The 19,453-nt window shown below is 63.2% G+C and carries 16 protein-coding genes and 1 pseudogene; 10 read left to right on the top strand and 7 right to left on the bottom strand.

Annotated features, from left to right (window positions below):
* Positions 1-41: 41 nt before the first annotated feature.
* The 6 genes from ACQUS8_RS11370 (at position 42) to ACQUS8_RS11395 (ending at position 8,442) form a co-directional block, all read left to right on the top strand.
* A complete protein-coding gene (locus tag ACQUS8_RS11370; protein ID WP_435101083.1) occupies positions 42-1,031 on the top strand; it encodes an ABC transporter permease in 990 nt (329 codons plus the stop codon).
* On the top strand, positions 1,031-1,945 hold the full coding sequence (locus ACQUS8_RS11375) for an ABC transporter permease (RefSeq protein WP_435101085.1): 915 nt from the start codon (positions 1,031-1,033) through the stop codon (positions 1,943-1,945). Before ACQUS8_RS11370 ends, ACQUS8_RS11375 begins: the two co-directional genes overlap by 1 nt.
* Positions 1,942-4,017, top strand: coding sequence for a dipeptide ABC transporter ATP-binding protein (locus ACQUS8_RS11380; RefSeq protein ID WP_435101087.1), 2,076 nt, complete (start codon positions 1,942-1,944; stop codon positions 4,015-4,017). Before ACQUS8_RS11375 ends, ACQUS8_RS11380 begins: the two co-directional genes overlap by 4 nt.
* A gap of 24 nt (positions 4,018-4,041) precedes the next feature.
* Complete coding sequence (locus tag ACQUS8_RS11385; RefSeq protein ID WP_435101089.1) at positions 4,042-5,385, top strand: hemolysin family protein; 1,344 nt, start codon at positions 4,042-4,044, stop codon at positions 5,383-5,385.
* Positions 5,386-5,388: 3 nt separating this feature from the next.
* Entirely contained in the window at positions 5,389-6,801 is a 1,413-nt protein-coding gene (locus ACQUS8_RS11390) for an SLC13 family permease (RefSeq protein WP_435101091.1), read from the top strand.
* Between the two features lie 258 nt (positions 6,802-7,059).
* Positions 7,060-8,442 (top strand): ATP-binding protein, encoded by a 1,383-nt coding sequence (locus ACQUS8_RS11395; RefSeq protein WP_435101093.1) that lies wholly within the window; start codon positions 7,060-7,062, stop codon positions 8,440-8,442.
* Between the two features lie 40 nt (positions 8,443-8,482).
* On the opposite strand, the gene ACQUS8_RS11400 is transcribed toward ACQUS8_RS11395, so the two are convergent.
* The 7 genes from ACQUS8_RS11400 to ACQUS8_RS11430 all read right to left on the bottom strand — a co-directional run bounded on the left by ACQUS8_RS11400 (position 8,483) and on the right by ACQUS8_RS11430 (position 16,117).
* Entirely contained in the window at positions 8,483-8,680 is a 198-nt protein-coding gene (locus ACQUS8_RS11400) for a hypothetical protein (RefSeq protein WP_435101095.1), read from the bottom strand.
* 398 nt (positions 8,681-9,078) lie between these two features.
* Positions 9,079-9,987 (bottom strand): 6-carboxyhexanoate--CoA ligase, encoded by a 909-nt coding sequence (locus ACQUS8_RS11405; protein ID WP_435101097.1) that lies wholly within the window; start codon positions 9,985-9,987, stop codon positions 9,079-9,081.
* On the bottom strand, positions 9,984-10,691 hold the full coding sequence (gene bioD, locus ACQUS8_RS11410) for a dethiobiotin synthase (RefSeq protein ID WP_435101787.1): 708 nt from the start codon (positions 10,689-10,691) through the stop codon (positions 9,984-9,986). The genes ACQUS8_RS11405 and bioD overlap by 4 nt, the downstream gene beginning before the upstream one ends.
* Positions 10,692-10,789: 98 nt before the next feature.
* Entirely contained in the window at positions 10,790-12,055 is a 1,266-nt protein-coding gene (locus tag ACQUS8_RS11415; protein WP_435101099.1) for an aminotransferase class I/II-fold pyridoxal phosphate-dependent enzyme, read from the bottom strand.
* Between the two features lie 7 nt (positions 12,056-12,062).
* Positions 12,063-13,148 carry a transcriptional regulator gene (locus tag ACQUS8_RS11420; RefSeq protein WP_435101101.1) on the bottom strand — a complete coding sequence of 362 codons (1,086 nt, stop codon included), beginning with the start codon at positions 13,146-13,148 and terminating at the stop codon, positions 12,063-12,065.
* Between the two features lie 59 nt (positions 13,149-13,207).
* Positions 13,208-14,368 (bottom strand): biotin synthase BioB, encoded by a 1,161-nt coding sequence (gene bioB / locus ACQUS8_RS11425; RefSeq protein ID WP_435101103.1) that lies wholly within the window; start codon positions 14,366-14,368, stop codon positions 13,208-13,210.
* Positions 14,369-15,142: 774 nt separating this feature from the next.
* Positions 15,143-16,117, bottom strand: a complete 975-nt coding sequence (locus ACQUS8_RS11430) for a transcription initiation factor IIB (RefSeq protein ID WP_435101105.1) — start codon at positions 16,115-16,117, stop codon at positions 15,143-15,145.
* A gap of 355 nt (positions 16,118-16,472) precedes the next feature.
* Here ACQUS8_RS11430 and ACQUS8_RS11435 point away from each other — a divergent pair, with 355 nt between their 5' ends.
* From ACQUS8_RS11435 to ACQUS8_RS11450, 4 genes and pseudogenes are all read left to right on the top strand, one after another.
* Positions 16,473-16,664 (top strand): hypothetical protein, encoded by a 192-nt coding sequence (locus tag ACQUS8_RS11435; protein ID WP_435101107.1) that lies wholly within the window; start codon positions 16,473-16,475, stop codon positions 16,662-16,664.
* Positions 16,665-16,887: 223 nt separating this feature from the next.
* Positions 16,888-17,285: pseudogene (locus ACQUS8_RS11440) on the top strand (type II toxin-antitoxin system death-on-curing family toxin).
* 29 nt (positions 17,286-17,314) lie between these two features.
* Entirely contained in the window at positions 17,315-17,485 is a 171-nt protein-coding gene (locus tag ACQUS8_RS11445) for a hypothetical protein (RefSeq protein ID WP_435101109.1), read from the top strand.
* 527 nt (positions 17,486-18,012) lie between these two features.
* Positions 18,013-19,410, top strand: a complete 1,398-nt coding sequence (locus ACQUS8_RS11450; RefSeq protein WP_435101111.1) for a GIY-YIG nuclease family protein — start codon at positions 18,013-18,015, stop codon at positions 19,408-19,410.
* Positions 19,411-19,453 lie beyond the last annotated feature (43 nt).

A 19,453-nucleotide genomic window follows, 5' to 3' on the forward strand; every position in this document is an offset into this window, starting at 1 on the left:
GTCTCGCTCGCGGCGCCACGCCGGCGCGCGGAGGTGGCGCGATGAGTCAGTTCCAGCGCTTCCTCGCGAAACGCATCGCCATCGCGGCGGCGCTCACGCTCGTCGCCGTGACGGTGATTTTCTTCACCCTCCGCCTGCTCCCGGGGAGTCCGTTCACGAAGCTCGTCGCGTCCGGGAACCTCTCCGAGCAACAGGTCCGAGACATCATGGCGCTCTACGGGCTGAACCAGCCGCTGCTCGACCAGTACGTCCTCTACCTGAAGAACCTCCTGACGTTCCAGTTCGGCTACTCGATCCGCCAGAGTCGCCCGGTCTGGGAGATTCTCGGCCCGAAGCTGTTCAACACACTCATCCTGCTCGTGCCCGCGCTCGTCACGACGGCCGTGTTGAGCACGCTGCTCGGGATGTACGCCGGATGGAACCGGGGGTCGTGGCTCGAAACGGGGAGCATCGTCACGACGACGTTCCTCCGCTCGACGCCCGTCTTCATCACGGCGCTCCTGTTCATCATCGTCTTCTCGTACAGCCTCGATCTCTTCCCGGCGTTCGGGATGCGCGAGATTACCGCGAGTCCGAGCGGGTTCACGGACACCTATCTCTCGCTCGACTTCGCCTACCACTACGTCCTCCCGTTCACCGTCGCCGTCCTCTACTACAGCGGCGACTTCCTCCTGCTCGCCCGGAACGGCATCATCGAGAAGAAGGGCTCCGAGTTCCTGAAACTGCATCGCGCGAAGGGTCTCACCGAGACGGAGCAACTCATGCGCGCCGGGCGGAACTCGCTGCTGCCCGTGCTGACCTACTTTGCGCTCCGCCTTGGCATGATCTTTCAGGGGCTCATCCTGCTGGAGGTCGTCTTCGGCTGGCCGGGTATCGGCCGCCAGCTCGTCACCTCGATCTCCCAGCAGGACTTCCCGGTCGTCCAAGCCGCCGTCTTCCTCATGGCACTCGCCGTCATCATCATGAACCTCGTCGCCGACGTCATGTCCGCGTACTTTGACCCGACCGTCAGTAGCGGAGGTGGGAGCTGATGTCGACGCGTACCGTCGACAGCGCACGCTCGTGGCTCCGCGGGAAAGCCGACCAGCTCGTGGCGCACTTCCAGTTCCTCGCCTCGGATCGGCCCGCACTTGCTGGGTTCGTCGTCCTCGTGACGTTCGCGTTCCTCGGGGTGTTCGGGCCGATGCTCGCCCCGCACGACCCGATCCGGGCGAACATCCAGAACGCACAGGGGACGATTCTGCGCCTTCACGCCCCGACGCTTCAGGCGCCGTTCGGCACCACCGCCTACGGCAAGGACGTCTTCAGCCAGTTCCTCGCCGGCGCGCGCCCGACGTTCATCGTCGGCGTCGTCGGTGGCGTCGCGACAGGCGCCATCGGCTTCCTCGTCGGCCTTGTCAGCGGCTACTTCGGCGGCTGGGTCGACGAACTGCTGATGCGTCTCACCGACCTCACGTTCTCGCTGCCGCTCATGCCGATGGCGCTCCTATTGTTGACGTTCATCCAGCCGAACATCTGGATTATCACGCTCATCATCGCGGCCTTCCTCTGGAAGATGCCCGCACGCGTCATCCGCTCGGAGGTGATGTCGGTCAGCGAGCGGACGTTCGTGAAGTCCGCACGCTCTAGTGGTGCCGGCCACCTCCGCACGATGTTCGTCCACGTCGCGCCGAACGTCCTCCCCATCGCGTTCCTCTACACGGCGTACGGCGTCGCCTGGTCGATCGCCGCGCAGGCGAGCCTCGCGTTCCTCGGCTTCGGCGACCCGACGACGACGAGCTGGGGCCGAATGCTCCGGCAGGTGTTCGCCTCCGGAAGCATCCGCGTCGCGTGGTGGTGGGTCATCCCACCCGCCGTCGGCATCGCCGCGGTCACGACATCGGTGTTCCTCATCGGCCGCGCCTATGAGGAAGTCATCAACCCCGAAATCAACGACAACGCATGAGTCTGCTCGAAGTCGACGACCTGACGGTGACGTACGGCACAGACGACGTCCGCGTCCACGCGGTCAACGGCGTCTCGTTCGAAATTGAGAAAGGCGTGAACTATGGGCTCGCCGGCGAGAGCGGGTCCGGGAAGTCCACGGCCGCCGAGGCGCTCCTCGGTCTCCTCCCGGACAACGGCCGTGTCGACGCCGGTGAAGTCCGATTCAAGGGCCAAGACCTGCTCGACCTCTCCGAGGAGGAGCGCCGGGACGTCCTCTGGGAGGAGATCGCCTACATCCCCCAGAGCGCGATGGACTCTTTGGACCCTGTGATGACCTGTGGCGCCCAGATTCGCCAGTCCATCCAGAAACACCGGAACGTCACGGACGCGAAGGCACGCGACCGCGTCCGCGAACTCTTCGAGATCGTCGGCCTTGATCCCGACCGCATCGACGAATACCCCCACGAATTCAGTGGAGGGATGCGCCAGCGCGTCACCATCGCGATGGCACTCGCGCTCGAACCCGACCTCATCATCGCGGACGAGCCGACCACGGGTCTCGACGTCGTCGTCCAGGACAAGATCATCGACAAGATCCTAGAGATTCAGGAGCGCATCGACAGCTCGCTCCTCCTCATCACGCACGAAATCGGCGTTATCGCCGAGACCTGTGACGAGCTCTCCATCCTCTACGGCGGGCAGGTGATGGAGCAGGGCAGCGTCGACAACGTCCTCATCAACCCGACACACCCCTACACGATGGGGTTGAAGAACTCCTTCCCCGAGGTCGGGCAACTCGCGGACGACCCGGTCGCGATTCCGGGCTCACCACCGAGTCTCGACGCGCCACCATCCCAGTGCGTGTTCGCTGATCGCTGCCCATTCGAGACCGAGGAGTGCACCACAGAGACGCCACCGACCAGAGAGTTGCCGAACCGTAACCACCGCTCGGCGTGCCATCACGTCGAGCAAGCCGCACAGATGCGTCGCGACGCCGCCGACCCCGAGACGTGGGGTGTCGACCCGTCCGAGGACGCGGGCGCGACCACCGAGAGCGAGGAAATCCTCCGCGTCGAGGACCTCGAGAAGTGGTACTCGACGAGTCAGCCCCTCCTCGAGCAGATTCGTGGTGAGGACCCACCGCAGGTCCGTGCCGTCGACGGCGTCTCGTTCTCACTGCACCGCTCGGAAGTGCTCGGCATCGCCGGCGAGTCCGGCTGTGGGAAGTCCACGCTCGGCGAGACGGTTGCGATGCTCGAGGAGCCGACCGGGGGCGACATCACCTTTGACGGGAAGTCCATCGAAGAGTACAAGCGCGGCGGAATGAAGGAGTTCCGTCGGAAGGCCCAGATCATCTTCCAGGACCCCTTCGACTCGCTGAACCCACGCCAGACGGTCCGCCAACTCGTCACCGAGCCGCTGACGATTCACGGCCTCGCCGAGGGCCACGAGGAGGAGAAGGCGAAAGAGACACTCGAACGCGTCGGCCTCACGCCCGCAGAACAGTTCCTCGATGACTACCCGCACGAGCTCTCGGGTGGACAGCGCCAGCGTGTCGCCATCGCTCGCGCGCTCGTCCTCGATCCGGATTTCCTCGTCTGTGACGAACCGGCGTCGATGCTCGACGTCTCCCTGAAAGTCAACCTCCTCAACCTCCTGCGTGACCTCGCCGACGAGGACGGCATCGGCATCATCTACATCTCCCACGACCTCGCGAGCCTCTCACAGGTTTCGGACCGCCTCGCCATCATGTATCTCGGCCGGATCATCGAACTTGGGGAGACCGACCGCGTTGTCGAAGCACCGAAACACCCCTACACGTCCGCGCTGCTCTCGGCCGCCCCCGAGAAAGACCCCTCGAACGACCGGGAGCGTGTCCTTCTCGATGGCGAGCCACCGGACCCCATCGACCTGCCGAATGGGTGTGCGTTCGCGCCACGCTGCCCGGAAGCGACCGAGGACTGCCGGCAGGCCGAACCCACACTCACGGAGGCGGGCGGCGACGCTCATAGTGCCGCCTGCTACTTCCCGGTTGACGGCGACACCGACGTTGAGGACGCCGCGGTATCGCAGACATCCGCTGACGACTAACTCACCTACCCTCCCTGTCCGCTCATGTCCCCACTCAGCGCGCTCGACGCCTGGCTCGCCGGTGTGGCGCGTAGTCGCGACGTCGTGACGCTCCTCGGCAGTGTGGCGTTCGGCGCGCTCCTCGCGCTGTCCGCGTTCTTCTCGTCGGCCGAGATTGCGCTGTTCTCGCTCGCCCGGCATCGCGTCGAGGCGCTCGCTGACACTGACACCCCCGGCGCAGCAGCGCTCGCGACACTCGTTGATCGCCCACACGACCTCCTGACGACGATTCTCGTCGGGAACAATCTCGTGAACGTCGCGATGTCGTCGCTCGCCACCACCCTCCTCAGCTACTACCTCTCGCAGGGACAGGCCGTTGTCGCCGCGACAGTCGGCGTCACCACCGTCGTGTTGCTCTTCGGTGAGAGCGCGCCGAAGTCGTACGCGGTCGAAAACACCGAATCGTGGGCGCTCAGAACGGCGCGTCCACTCCTCCTCGCGCGCCGCCTCACGTACCCGCTTGTCGTCATTTTCGCCCGCCTCACTCGTCTCGTCAATCGCGTCATCGGGGACGGACTAGCCGTTGAGGACGAGCGCGTCTCCCGGGACGACCTCCGCGAACTCGCACAGACTGGCTTACGCGAGGGAACCATCTCGTCGCTCGAACATACGCTCATCCGCCGCGCGTTCCGCCTTTCGGACGGCATCGCCCGAGAGGTGATGACGCCTCGTCCCGACGTCGTCGCCGTGCCGGCGGACACGACAGTCGACACCGCGATCGAGCGCTGTCTGGAGAACGGTCATGATCGACTCCCAGTCTACGACGAGACGCTCGATGACGTCCGCGGCGTCGTCTCCCTCACAGCGCTCGTCGCACACCGCCAGCAGGACGTGGCCGACGAGACACCCGTGTGCGCACTCGCCAACAACGTCCGGTACGTCCCGGAGACGACACCGGTTGATGACGTCCTCGATACGCTCCAGCGCGACGCCACGAGCGTGGCACTCGTCGTCGACGAGTTCGGCGGGACGGCCGGCCTCGTCACACTCAGCGACGTCACCGACCTCGTTGTCGGCTGTGAATCCGACGGTGACCGGACCACCGTCACTGTCGTCAACGACACGACGGTCTATGCACACGGCTCCACGCCGCTCGACGATGTGAACGGCGAACTCGGCTTTGACTTCCCCGAGAGCGGCGAGTACGAGACCATCGCCGGCTTCATCCTCGACTATGCCGGCCGCCTCGTCGACGCCGGCGAGGAGTTCACGTACGGCGACACCACGATTCGCGTCGAAGCAGTCGAACGAAAACGCATCCAGCGCGTCCGCATCGAACGCACCACCACAGCCGAATCAACACGCGGCACGTCTGCCGCAGCATCGTGACCGATGTCTGACCCATCCCCCGAACGTCTCTCACTCCGCAGCGCCGCTGGCCTCATCGCTGCCATGTCGGCCGCCTACTGGGGTGCGCTCATCGAGCCAGTCATCCTCCCCCCGGAGATTCAGTCCGTTGCCGCCGTCTTCGCGTTCGCGCTCGTCCTCTGGCTCACCAAAGCCGTCCCGTACGTCGTCTCGAGCATCCTCACACTCGTCCTCCTCGTGCAACTCGATGTCGCACCGTCGTTTCGAGTTGCCGCCTCCGGCTTCACCTCCTCACTCGTCTTCTTCCTCCTGCTCGTCTTCCTGCTAGGTATCGCCATCGAGCGCGTCAACCTCGACCAGTGGGTTGCCTCACGCACACTCGCCCGCGCGACACAGCGTCCGTTCCGCGCACTCACCCTCCAACTGTTCGCACTCGCGTTCGTGATGCCGTCCGCCGTCGCGCGCGCCACCACGTTCGCACCCGTCGTCGACGAACTCACCGAGGCATACAGCCTCGAAGACGACGGCGGATTCAGCCATGCCGCTTTCCTCCTGCTCGGCCACACCAACCCAATCGGCTCGCTCGCACTCATGACCGGCGGCGGCATGGCGCTCGTCGCCGCCGAAGTCCTCCACACGGCAGGCTACGCACTCACATGGCTCGACTGGGCGGTCCTCATGGTACCGCCAGTCGCCACGCTCTACGCCCTCTCCGCCGCCACCGCATACGGCCTCCACGGCGGCGTCGCTAACGCGAGACCGACGGCCATCGAGCGGGACACCGACGGTGCGCTCCACGCACTCACCCACGACCAGCGTGTCGTCGGTGCCGTCCTCGTCGGTGCGGTCTGCCTCTGGCTGGCCGGTTCACTCATCGGCCTCCCCGCCATCGTCCCAGCCACACTCGCCGTCGCGATACTCACACTCCCAGGTATCGGCGTCCTCACCGCTGCAGATATCGGCGAGGTGAACTGGGGTATCCTCTTCGTCGTCGGAACGATGTTCTCACTTCTTGACCGACTTGAGGCGGCACGCGCGTTCCAATACGGCGTCGACGCCGTGACCCAAGCAGCGCCACTCGGCGAACTCACCCAGTGGCAACTCGTCGCCGCCCTCCTCCTCTTCGCGGCCGCCGTCCGCATCGTCTTCTCCACCGGCTCCGCCGCACTCCTCGTCGTCCTCCCAGTCATCATGCGTCTCGGCAGCACGATCGGTGTCGCACCGATTCCGCTCGCGCTCGCAACCGTTCTCGTCGTCGCCGCAACCACCGTCTTCCCCTTCAACACAACTGCCGTCCTCGTCGCAATGGCACACGGCCCACTAGACCGACGCGACGTCCTCGTGTTCGGCCTCACAACACTCGGAAACGCACTCCTCGTCGTCACACTCGCCTGGACCATCTACTGGCCGTCAGCACTGTCTATCCTACAGACATGAAGGCGAGTCACGACTTGCCTCTCAAGCTGGAACGCTCTACGCAAGACACACCCCTCGATCGGACAGCTAACAGCCGATCCCATGGCTGGTCGCGCACAGCGATCAGTCCTGCTAATGGTAATGGGGCTCCGTCGCAACCGCTCACCAAGCAGTGGGGCGACCTGCCCGATGTCGTCCAGCTCGAAAGCGACACTGGCGAACGGCTCCTCCAGCAGGCAGAAGCACTAAGTCATTATCGCAGTAATCATTATTTAGAGTATGACCTTCTACGATCGGGGTGACGAACTTGACGCTCTGGAGACGGCGTTCGAATCGGCCGGTCATGCCTTCTACGTCGTCTACGGTCGACGGCGCGTCGGGAAGACCGAACTCCTCAAAGAGTTCGCTACGGGCCGCTCGCACATTTACTATCTTGCTGCGCAGGAGGCAGAGGTGCGGCAGCGTGAGAAATTCGTCACACAGGTTGCGGACCACTTCGACGATCGGGTCCCCGCGATTGACAGCTGGGACGACGCGTTTGACTATCTTGGGGAGTGTCTGGCGCGCGAGCAGTGCGTCGTCGTGATCGACGAGTTCCCGTATCTCGTTGCGGAGAACGATTCACTGCCGTCCTACGTGCAGTCGTTCGTCGACGAACAGCTTCGGGGGACGGAGTCGATGCTCGTCCTCTGTGGGTCGAGCATTAGCACGATGGAGTCTGAGGTGCTTGGTCACGAAAGTCCGCTCTACGGGCGTCGAACCGGACAGATCGACTTGGAGCCGTTCTCGTTCCGGGAGGCCCGTGACGTCATCGGCTACGACCTCGAGCAGGCCGTCGAGTCGTATGCAGTGACTGGTGGCACGCCGATGTACGTCACGCTCTTCGACTACACGCAGACGCTCGGCGAGAACATCCAGTCGGAAATTCTCTCCCCGACTGCTGTGCTGTACAACGAGCCTGAGTTCCTCCTGCGGTCGGAGCTCCGGAACCCAGCTCGCTACATGAGTATTCTGGAAGCGATTGCGACTGGGCATACGACGCCGAACGAGATCGCCGGCGCGACCGGGATTGGGTCTGGGCCACTCTCGAAATATCTGCAGACGCTGCGCCGGCTTCGTCTTATCGAGCGCGAGGTTCCCGTGACGGCCGCGCAGAAGAAGTCGAAGCGTTCGCGGTACAGTGTCGCCGACGAATTCCTCCGGTTCTGGTTTCGGTTCGTCGAGCCGAATCGCTCCAGTATCGAAGAAGCACCCCAGGTCGTCTTCGAGGGGACGATTGAGCCGGCGCTTCCCGATTATGTCGCGACGACCTTCGAGTTGGTCTGCCAGGAGGCCGTCTGGGAGTTGATTCGGCATGGAATGCTCGAGCCGTATTCGCGTGTTGGGCGTTGGTGGTATGGGGAGGACGAAGTTGATATCGTCGCGCTCGCCCCACAGGATGACCGACTGCTCCTCGGTGAGTGTAAATGGACAACCACGCCCGTTGGGCACGGTCTCGTCGATGATCTTCGGGAGAAAGCGGACGCCGTGCGCTGGGGACCAGGGACGCGCGAGGAGCAATACGTCCTCTTCTCGAAGAGTGGTTTCCAGGATGGCCTCCGCGATGACCTCGGCGAGGAGTGGTCGCTCTTCGATCTCGATGATCTCGCCGAAATCCTCTAAGTTGGTTGTGCGGTTCTAGCCGTTCGGACGTCCGTGTGGCTTAGTTGAGCGGCCGGTAGTGGTGGAGGTCGTCTGTCGCACCGGGGTGGCTCGGCAAGTCGATCTGGGTGACGTGTTCGTAGCGTGCCTCAAGGACGTCGAAGAACCGCATATCGGCGAACGCCTTGAACCCCTCACCGGGGCGTTCGCCGATGTAGATGACGTCGCCGTCGTGGAGGAGGAGTGACTCGGAGGCCATTGAGCCGACTGGTGGCCAGCAGAGCACGAGCGTCTCCGCCTCGCCGTACTTGAGGAGGCTGTCCTGATCGCCTGCCTGGACCGGGAACCATGGGTCGCGGATGGGGTCGATGTCGTAGGCGGTGATGTCGCCGCCGCGCTTCTCGAGTTCGGACGCCCAGTAGCCCTTCCACGCGCCGAGTTCGACGAGCGGCCCCTACTCGAGGAGATAGTCGAGTGCCTCCCGTGTCGGAATCGCGAACGCGTACTTCGCAATTAACTCGGGTTTTGCATCTATCCCCCAGAGAGACGAAACCGGCCGGCCGAGGATGGGCAGTGGGCGCGACGGCGTGACCTCTGTCGTGTTCGTCCTGTTGACGTCCTCCGGCGTTTCGAGTGACTTGGCCCCGAGATGGTTCTCTAGTCCATCGGATTGCCCGTATCCATCTCGAGGAGGTTGCCGGGTTTGACTTCCTCACCACCGGCTGCACCGTCGACGAGCATGGGTTGCCTCTCTAGGTGTTTGACAACCTGGCCAATCGCCTTGTCCGGCTCGACGAAGACAGTCCGTCCCCCTTCGGTCACATTACCCGGTTTCAGCGTAGGGAGCCGGTAATACGCGTCCGGGGTGGCCACGTAGCCAGCATCGTAGTCGGGATCATCTGACCAGCAGAGTTCGGCTCGTGTCCCTGGAGTATGAGCGATGGTCGTCGCGAGTACGACCGCTTCCCGGACTGTCCTCGGTGACACGACTTCCTGCTCCATGATCACGGCGTCGAGCGCGTTTTGCCCGGAGTCACTTGCACCGAGGTAGCTCGCTCGAACGCCCCTCGCTGGGTCGGGATCGAGGCGTGACCCGTCGGCGGCGTCGACCAGTGCGGCCCCGCGTTTGGCTGTCTTGACCTGGAGTACGTCGAACCCGCGTGTGATCGCGTTGTCGCTGACGCCGGCATGCAAGAGGAGTTTCCGCGCCATCCGCCGCCCCTCGTCGGCGTCGTCGACATTGATGGTTACCACGGGGAGCGCCTCAACGCGGCGGGGCGGACGGGACAACCGTTCGACGGTCACTGTCACTTCGTCGGGGTCGCCCCGTGGGTGATTGAGCGCGCGCTGGATCATCGAATCGGCGGCGCCCGCGATCGCTGCCTCAAGTTCGTCGGTATGGTCGCTCATGTCGGCGGCGTCGCTCCCGTCAGAAGTCACGATTGTCTCCGCGCCGGAGACATGCTCGTCGCCGCCACTCGCACGCATCCGCACGCTGAACGCGTCCGACTTGCGCTGATCTCTCTCCCACACATCGGTAGGGTTGTCCTCCATGTCCCCGCTCACGGTGGTCTCCCCGGAGGTGTCCTTTGCGACTCGCACGTCGGAAGAATTCCGGTCGAGAGGTGTTCACGGACTCCTTCAACCGCATCGACCGGGTCGTCGAGATCCAGCGACGGTAGCGTCTCGACCTGACACCCGGTCATCTCGGCTAGGACGTCGGGGTTGGTGCGCTCGGCGAGCGTCTCGCCTGTGTAGTCGTTCAGCACGATACCGGTCACCTCGACATCGCGCCGGCGCAGTGCCTCGACCGTGAGCGCACTGTGGTTCAGCGTCCCCAGGCCGGCCCGCGCGACTACGACCGCGGGAAGACCGAGGTCGGCGACTAGATCGATCACCTCACGGCTGTCGGCCAGCGGGACCCGGAGCCCGCCGATGCCCTCGACGACGCCGATGTCGGCGGCTCGGACGGCCTGGGTACAGCCCTCTCGGATGACCTCGTAGCTTAGCGTCTCGCCAGCCTGTTCGGCGGCGACTGCGGGTGCGAGCGCGGGTTCGAGCTGACGAAGACAGGTCGACGCCTCCTCGCTCCCACAGGCGTCGGCCACGAACCCGGCATCGTCGGCCGGTGGAAAACCGGTCTGGGCAGGCTTGACGCCGCAAGCATCCACGTCCGCCTCGCGGAATGCACCAACCAGCCCTGCGGTCACCACCGTCTTGCCCACACCCGTTCCGGTTCCGACAACGGCGAAGTTCTCGATTGCGAGCACGTCGCCAGCTTGCTGATCCTCGGAACCGTGCTCGGCGGAGGCGAGAGAAGCCCCGGCGAGGCCGAGGGCCGGGTCGGCTTCCGAACCAGCTCCCGGCGTCACAGCAGACCTACCTCCTCGCCGGCCACCTCGAACGCCGTCAGGCACCGCTCGATGTCCTCGTCGAGGTGAGTCGCCATCGGCGCGATCCGAATGCGGCTGGTCCCCGCGGGCACGGTTGGCGGGCGGATGGCGGGGGCGACAATCCCTCGCTCCTTGAGCCCCGCGGCCAGCGCTAGGGCGTCGCCCCGGTCGCCGACCAGTACGGGCAGCACCTGTGTCTGCCCGAGCACCTCGTACCCGAGGGATTCGAGCCCCTCCCGGAGGCGCTCGACGTTCGACCAGAGCGCCTCGCGGGTCTTGTCCTCGCGGGCGAGTCGAAGAGCCTCGCGGGCCGCGCCAACGGCGGGGGGGGCCAGGCCCGTGGAGTAGGCGAACGAGCGCGCCTCGTTGACGAGGAGTTCCACGAGCGCCTCGTCGCCAGCCACGTAGCCGCCCTGGCTGGCCAGCGCCTTCGAGAGCGTACCGAGCTGGACGTCCACGCGGTCGGAAAGCCCTTCGTGTTGGACGATACCGCCGCCGTCGCTGTAGAGTCCGGTCGCGTGGGCCTCGTCAACCATGATCCACGCGCCGTGGCGCTCGGCGACGTCGCAGAGAGCCTCCAGGGGCGCGATGTCGCCGTCCATGCTGAAGACCGAGTCAGTCACCAGTAGCCAGCGTTCGTCCTCGGCCCCTCCACTCGCTTTCGCGGCCATCTCATCGGCGAGCGCAGCGGTGTCGACATGGTCGTAGACCACCGTCTCGGCGTCGGAGAGCCGACAGCCGTCGACAATGCTGGCGTGGTTCAACTCGTCGGAGAAGACCACGTCCGGGTTGAGCACGGTGATTGTCCCGATGTTCGCGGCATAGCCCGAGGAGAAGACCAGCGCACGCTCGGTGTCCTTGGCGTCCGCGAGGTCGCGTTCGAGCGCGCGGTGGAGCCGGGTGTCGCCGGTGACGAGCCGGCTCGCGCCTGCGCCGGTTCCGACCTCGCGGGCGGCCTCGGCGGCCGCACGCTGGATCCGCCCGTCGGCAGCGAGCCCCAGGTAGTTGTTCGCCGCGAACACTAACTTCTTCTCACCCTCGCCCTCGAAGTCGGGGCGCTCCCCCTGCGGGTCGGGCGCGAACCGCGTGCGAGCGGTCACGTCCTCCGCGGGCGAGAGGTTACGGCGAAGCCCCCGCTGCTTGCGGGCGGCTAGGCGGGAGGTGGGGTCGAAGCCGTGGTTGCCCTGCGATCTGGATTCCGTCCCGGAACCGGTTTCGGTTCCGGAGTCGGCGTCGAACATGGGACACTCAGAATCCGGGCATGAGTTCGGCCGGGCCGAACACGCCGTAGTCCTCAACGCAGTTGCGTCGGATGCCAGCCTGCAGGTAGCCCAACGCGGGGCCGTTCACGTTGGCGGCCATGCTGGTATCGTCGTCGAGCTGGAAGGTGTTGGTTCCCCGCTCGCCGTCGAACGTGCGGCCGGTCACACGCACGGTCGTCGTGGTGGGTTTCTCGTCGTGACGCACGTCGAGGATGCCGCCCACGTGGACGTCCTCGGCGTCGCAGATTCCCGCGTGCTCCAGCAACACGTCGTCGGCGTGTTCCATATCATTGAACTCGATGACTCCGTCGTGCTCGTCGATGATTTCCCCAATCTCCTCCTCGCTCAGTTCGCGTGCAGCCTCGATATCGTAGCCGTCGAGGTGAGCAATATCCTCTCGGACAGTACCGCGATTGTCTTCATAGCCCGACTTGAGGCCCACACCCCACCAAATCTCCACCTCCTCGACCTCGACAAACGACTGGGCCGCCAGCGCCGCCGCGCCGGTCAAGAACCCGGGTGTCGCACCTGCACCGCAGACGAAGGTGATGCCCGACTCGACAAGTTCCTCCTCGCGCTCCTTGAGCATCCCGATGACGCGCGAGCGCTTGAGCACGTCCACGAGCACACCCTCAAAGTCGGCCGCCGCGAAGCGCTCGGCCAGCCGTGGGATGAAGTCGTGCTCAAGGTTGGGCAGCGCCATGACCACTGCGTCGACGTGCTCGTCGAGTTCGATAACATCGTCGATGGGCGTCTCCGTGGGTTCACCCTGAGCCGAGGCGACCACGCCGGCGCCCTCGCCGTGCTGCTTGACGGCCGTCCCGCCATCGGGTTCGACCGCGTCGTCCACGTTGGACGCCTCAGCCTCGTCCGTGTGGCCGGTCCCATCGCCGGCGATGTTGCCCTCGGTAGCCTCAAGGAGTTCCTTGACGTCGAGACCGTCGGGGTCGAACGCCACACCGTTACGGTCGCAGGCCGCAACGGGCGTGAGCCCCTCCTTGTGAGTGCTGACTTCGAGTGTTTGCCTGCCGATACCACCGGTTCCCAGTACTGCGAAGGAAACGTCGTCCATAGTGTCGTGAGGTTGCCGTGATATTCTTCTCGAGTGTCTGCGCGTCGATACAGTCGGAGTCAGTTGTTAGCAGTGTCAGTGGTCGTTCCCATGTCCGTTCCAGAGGACTCTGCGTTGCTGGTGGCCGAGCCCGCAGCGGTGTCGACGGCGGGATCGTTCTCAGAGTCGTCACCGCGCGATCGGGCCTTGACCCCCTCGGGGTCAAACTCGTTGGCCTCGGTGTTGGGCCGCAGGCCCGCACGCTCAATGACCTCGATGTCATCGGCGGGCGACTGGCCCTCGGTCGTGAGGTAGTCACCTGTGAGTACGCCGTCGGCACCGGCCTCGAACGGAAGGTGCTGTTCGTTCTCGTCGAGGTTGACCTCCCGGCCGCCGGTGAGGCGCACCCGGGCGCGCGGGAACAGCAACCGGTACACTGCGACCGTCTTGACGAGTTCGGTGGTCGTGATGTCGGCCGTTCCCCGGTCCCCTAGGGGCGTCCCCTCCACGGGGTTGAGGACGTTGACCGGGACCGAGGAGATCCCGATGTCGCGGAGCGCGAGCGCGGCGTCCACGCGGTCGGTGGGCGCCTCGCCCATCCCAAGGATGACGCCCGCACACAGGTCCATCCCCGCGTCCTTCGCACGCTCGAGGGTCTTCACGCGATCCTCGAAGTCGTGTGAGGAGACTATCTCGGGGAAGTACCGCGGCGAGGTCTCGATGTTGTGGTTGTAGTGGTTGACGCCCTCCTCGGCGATGATACGTGCCTCATCCTCGGTAAGGAGGCCGAGGCTGGCATCGACCTCGACGTCGGTTTCGTCGCGCACCAGCCGGATGGCCCGCAGGACGTCGGCCCACTCCTCGGGGCGCTTTTCCTTACTCACGCCCTTCTCGGCCACCACGACGCCGAAGCGCTGGGCACCGTCGCGCTCGGCGCGTTTCGCGGCTGCAAGGATTTCCTCCGGGTCGAGGAACCCGTAGGTGTCGATGCCGGTGTCGAAGTGCGCCGACTGCGCGCAGAAGCCGCAGTCCTCGGCGCAGTTGCCGGCCTTCGCATTCACGATGCTACAGGCGTCGACCGTGTCGTCACCAAAGTGCGCCCGCACCGAGTCCGCGGCCGGCGCGAGGTCCTCGACCGGTTGGGCCAGCAGCGCCAGCGCCTCCCGCCTGGTGAGTGCCTCGTCGTTCACCACACGTGCAACTGCCTCATCGACTGTTCGATTACCCGTCTCGTAAACCACGACTGAGACCGTAGTTTACGAGACCAAAATAGTTGGGGGTCCGGTATCGAGTACTATTCAGATGATCTCGTGAGTAGCCCCACAGCGATCGAGAATGCCTCAAGCCCTCCAACTGCTCGGAGTCCACAGAACTCGCTGCGCGCTTAACTTCTTCGCCGCTCAGTCAACTGACGATTGATTATTCGGCTCTGTTGAAATCCTCAGCTACCAACAAGAATAAGCATAGTCTGTTAGATGTAGGAGACTTACCTATCGGTGTAGTGGTTCTACCAATCTGGGTGCGGCCCTACTGGCTCCTGAGCAGTCAGCGTTAGCCAACAATTCCAGCCGTTTGGAGATATGTGCCAATCATCAGTCCCAGCGTGCCACTTCCACCGATGAGGAGGGCAGATCGTTTCGAAACGCCTGCCACACCAAATATGAGTAGTGTAACGGGAATACCGCTCAGGCCAGTCGCGACCACATCTGATGTGAGTTCAAACGGGTTCACAAGTAGATACGCCAGCAGCAAACACGCACCAAGTATAACCGCTGTAATCCTGCCGCCATAATCCGAGAGCATAGCTATATCCAAAATTACGATGAGAATCGTATCAGGCTTTCGACGGCACTAGCTGAGCATTTATCGCTAGACTTGCACACCTACCTGACAGCTGTTTTACGAACGAGACGTCTACCAAATGGGGGTTCAACGTGGCTTGAACGCTTAGCGATGAGCATGGCTGCCGCCGTGTCACAGAACCAGCCCTCTCCCAGCAGAGTATCGAGTAGGACCTACTCGAAGCCCATGGCTTCGATCTGCTCCTGGTAGCGATTGCGGATGGTGACCTCGGTGACCTGGGCGACGTCGGCGACTTCACGCTGGGTCATCTTTTCGTTGCAGAGGAGGCCCGCGGCGTAGATGGCGGCCGCCGCGAAGCCGATTGGTGACTTCCCAGAGAGAAGACCCTGTTCGGCGGAGATGTCGATGATCTCATTGGCTTTCGTAATTGTCTCTTCAGAGGCGCCGAGTTCGCTGGCGAACCGCGGGACGTATTGTTTGGGGTCGACTGGCTCCATTTCGAGGGAGAGTTCCTGGGCGACGTACCGATAGGTCCGCCCGATCTCCTTCTTCCCGACTCGGGAGACCTCAGCCACCTCTTCAAGCGAGCGTGGAATGCCCTCTTTGCGACACGCTGCGTAGAGGCAGGCGGTGGCGACGCCCTCAATGGAACGCCCGCGGATGAGGTCTTCGTTGAGCGCGCGCCGATAGATGACGGACGCGACCTCGCGGACACTGCGCGGGACGCCGAGTGCCGACGCCATGCGGTCCATTTCGCTGAGCGCGAACTGGAGGTTGCGCTCGCCGGCGTCCTTCGTCCGGATACGTTCTTGCCACTTGCGTAGCCGATGCATCTGCGAGCGCTTCTTCGAGGAGATCGACCGCCCATAGGCATCCTGGTCCTTCCAGTCGATCTGGGTCGTCAGGCCCTTGTCGTGCATCGTCTGTGTCGTCGGCGCGCCCACCCGCGACTTCTGGTCGCGCTCGGAGGAGTTGAACGCACGCCATTCCGGTCCGCGATCGATCTGGTCGTCGTCGAGGACGAGCCCACAATCCTGGCAGAGCCGCTCCCCCTGATCCGTGATCACGTCTGTCGACTCGCATTCTGGGCATTGTGTTGCCGTCACCTCCCCCTCTTGTTCGGTCTGCTCCTCCTCTTGCTCACGAATTGAATGGTCCACTCTTATATGACAGATATCTAATCTCATATAGGTATTGGGGGCTAGTCTTGAGCTGAGAACTCCCAGCAACGTAGCACACACTCGCGACGGGCAGGATCCACGACACCGCGGCAGGCATCCCAGGAGAACCACCGCACGGCATACATCTTAACCAACAGATGGAGCGTTATCAGATGGTCTGTTGGTTAAGACGTCACGTGCTTGAACGGTCGTGCTCGTGGCGTGGTAGTTTTTCGGCGCCGGGGAGCGCTGCGGCGCGCACACCACGCGTCGCGAATACCCCTCGATGACTCCACCTAATTGACACGACGACGCAAGCGACGACGCTGAGCGCTTCGAACGAGACCAACTCGCCCGCGACCACGATACTGGCCGGATTCACGTGGACGACCTCACCGAATCGGACGCACGCAAGCTGATTGCGGACCTCCTCGAGGCCGACATCGTGGTCGCAGTACCGACTGACCGCGTCCTTGTCCATGAGCCGACGGACGCAGTCTTCGAGGACGTCGTCCAACTTGCTGCCTACCACCGTGGGTGGCAGGCCGGGTGTGACGACGGCGGAGATGACTGAGCCAGCGGCGACTTGAGAGGTATGTGTTCTGCGACGCCGGCCCCAACGTCCGCCTCGGCGACACAGGGTCATGGGGGACGAGCTCGTCACGCATCCGATCTGCGTCGCGTGTACGCTCTGCGAGCACCCCGACCCGGACAACGCGCATCGGCCCGCGATTGGTATGGCTGTCTCGTCGACGCTCAAGAGAAACGACTATCGGGTATTAGACAGACGTACTCGTGTGACTGACGACATCGTGTATCCATCCGTGAGGTAATCCTTGATCTTCACGAGCAGGTCGTTGTGGAGGGCGATGTCACAGAGCCCGGCGTTCGATCAACAGACGCAATCGAATCTGCGCTACAGTACATCTCTGAAGGGTTCTTCGGAGAAGTTCCCGAGACGATCCACGAGAAAGCAGTCCATCTGATGCGGTTGCTCGTCGCCGAGCATCCGTTCGTCGACGGAAACAAGCGAACTGCACTCCGACCGGTCGTCGTCTTCTACATGCTGAACGGCTACACGTTTGAGTATGGTGATGAGGTCCGTGCACTCCTCCATCGATTTGCAACCACCCAGGACGTTGACGTCGAAACCGCAGTCATCTACTTCCGTGCCTGTGCCCGTCGCAACCGATAAACCCCCACACCGTGTACCACAAGGTAGCAATGGCGTCCAGTAGTGAGTCCTCAACGTCGGTTGACGATGAAGTCCGCCAGCTCTACGAGCGCTACCAGGCGGCAGAGACTGACAAGGAACGCCACGAGATCGCCCTCGAGATGGGCAAGCTCGACGGCCGTCGCCACGCCGAGATTTACGACGCCCTCGAAGACGAGTAGCTCAGGTTTCCACCACTTCGTAGAGGTCGCGCGTCCAAGACAGACCCTTCGTTTATCGACCATCACTTCAGAGACCCATCTCTCGACGTAGGCACTGTAATCGAGAGACTATGTGGCAGTCACGAATACTCTACAGATGCTTCTCGCCATGTGCTGGGCAAAGGTAAGGGGAAGTGCGTTCTTTGGGAGGACCCAATGTACACGATGAGCGCTAGGGTAACCGGAAGCGCTACGCCGGCGTTTTCGAAGACGACTCCTGATAGACCAGTAGTTATTATTCCTAACATAGTCTGATGAACTAGATTTCGAACGCTACTCTTTAGCCCAGTTAGACCACTTCCCCCCGGAGATTCGAACCCCGAAAGTACCGGTATTCACGCCTGCTTGCTAGTTCATCGAGCCGTCCACGGTCTGTTAATACAAAGGGAAGACACCTATTTGAAACCTTCCACTAGTCAAAGACGACCTTCGAAACCAGAGGCGTGACCAAAGTGGGTTAACCACTCATGACGTAGGGCAGATAGTTGATGGCGACGAAATCTGACCTGTGGGCGGAGTGGGTGCGAGAGACGCTGCTCGCAGACATCGCGGTAGCGAAGACGCCAGACCCAGTTCCGATTGTTGATTCAGTCGAGACGCCGCTTGAACGCTCGGACGCACTCGACGACTATCGCTATGGGCGTGGTGAGGGCGACTACCTCTATTTGCTCTACCTGCTCAAAGACGACGTCGATCCGGACGTTGAGGACGTTGTGCCGGTCTATATTGGTGAGACGAACGCCATCACGCAACGCCTCCTTGATCACTTTCGGGAGATTCGGGAGTCGCTTCCTGTGTCGGAGTGGGCGGATGATGGCTCGTGGGGGAGTTGGTCGAAGTACGACCATATGGCCGCCGTCGTCGAGGCGTCCGGAAGTCCGCTCTACGCGTGGATTCTCGACGTCGACACACTCGAGACTGGGCCATACGGCTATCCGACGTATCGGCAGGAGCTCGAGGCGAAGCTTGTGGGGCTCGTGCATTCTCTGGATGGCTTTGAGTGGCGGTTTGCGAATCGTGAGTTCGTCCCGAATCGCGTCGTCCACGAGATGGGGAAGAGTGGGCCACGCTGGGTGTACGGCGAGAGTGAGAGCTACGAGCCGACAGCCCTCCCCGAGACCGGAGCCGTCGTCGACGCCCCAACCAAAGCCGACTTGTGGTACGACTGGGTTCGGGAGACGATTGTCGCCGATATCCACTCGACGACAGCACGACAGTATTCGCTCGGTGAGGTCTCGGACCCGATCCCGCTCTTCGACACCGAGCCAGACGGCACCGTTCGGGTGACCGACCAGGGCGTTCTCAAGCGGAGTGACGCGATTGATGCCCGAATTCGCCAGGAAGGCCGCAAATGCGTGCACTCCGATGGGGTTCGCAGTGATGGTCCAGACGGCATCCTCTATGTCCTCTACCAGCTCGACACCGATGGAGGAGATGTGACGGCGTCGGATATCGTCCCGCGCTATATCGGGAAAGCCGAAGCCTACGGCAAGAAAAACGAGTTGAGTGCGAACTTCGAGGAAATCGCCAAGAACCGAGACGGAACCCGGAGTTTTGCCCGCTGGGGTGATGGCGACTACTGGCACGTCGGCGAACTCACGAATACGGTCTTCGACGGCGACTCCAAGAAACAACCCTGGGCGAACGCCCTCTTCGAGCAGGGCACACGACGCCTCATCGACGACGTCTACCTCTGGGTGCGCGCCTGGAACCCGAGCGAGTATCCCGGCCCCTATGGCGTGCCTGCATATCTCGCTGAAGCCGAGGCATTACTCATCGGCCTCGCTTATGACGCCTATCAAGACCACCTCCTCAACCATAGTGGCGTGCCAGACACCGCGGCGAGTAAGGCCGACGATCGCGAGTTTACGACAGCGTCGCGGTGAGTCGATAGTAGGCCCAGAGAGTAGGCTCCAGTCCCAGACACCC

This window comes from Halarchaeum sp. P4 (genome assembly GCF_051195175.1).
GTDB lineage: Archaea > Halobacteriota > Halobacteria > Halobacteriales > Halobacteriaceae > Halarchaeum.